This window comes from Bacillus sp. P4_D3 (assembly GCF_056401855.1).
The window spans coordinates 1-881 of the sequence record NZ_JBFUIN010001061.1; the positions used below are offsets into that span (position 1 = coordinate 1).

Consider the following 881-nt stretch of genomic DNA (forward strand, 5'->3'; position numbering starts at 1 on the left):
CCTTGAGGTCCAGTGGCACCGGTAGCACCYGTGTTACCTTGARCACCTTGAGGTCCAGTGGAACCAGTAGCACCTGTGTTACCTTGAACACCTTGAGGTCCAGTGGAACCAGTAGCACCCGTGTTACCTTGAGCGCCTTGAGGTCCAGTGGAACCAGTAGCACCYGTGTTACCTTGMGCACCTTGAGGTCCAGTGGAACCAGTAGCRCCCGTGTTACCTTGAACACCTTGAGGTCCAGTAGCRCCCGTGTTACCTTGAACACCTTGAGGTCCGGTAGCACCTGTGTTACCTTGAACACCTTGAGGTCCAGTGGCACCGGTAGCACCCGCTGGTCCTTGAGCGCCTTGAGGTCCAGTAGCACCCGTGTTACCTTGAGGTCCACCAGAAGGTCCGGTAACTCCTATACCAGTAGCACCTGTGTTACCTTGAGGTCCAGTAGCRCCYGTGTTACCTTGAACACCTTGAGGTCCAGTAGCRCCYGTGTTACCTTGAAYACCTTGAGGTCCRGTAGCACCCGTGTTACCTTGAACACCTTGAGGTCCRGTAGCACCYGTGTTACCTTGAAYACCTTGAGGTCCRGTAGCACCCGTGTTACCTTGAACACCTTGAGGTCCRGTAGCACCTGTGTTACCTTGAACRCCTTGAGGTCCAGTGGCACCGGTAGCACCTGTGTTACCTTGCGCACCTTGAGGTCCAGTGGAACCAGTAGCACCTGTGTTACCTTGAACACCTTGAGGTCCAGTGGAACCAGTAGCACCTGTGTTACCTTGAACACCTTGAGGTCCAGTAGCGCCAGTAGCACCTGTGTTACCTTGAACACCTTGAGGTCCAGTGGAACCAGTAGCACCTGTGTTACCTTGAACACCTTGAGGTCCAGTAGC

1 pseudogene is annotated in these 881 nt (G+C 54.6%); it reads right to left on the reverse strand.

What is annotated here, in order from left to right:
• Positions 1 to 881: pseudogene (locus AC1DTM_RS29150) on the reverse strand (collagen-like protein); the annotation flags it as partial.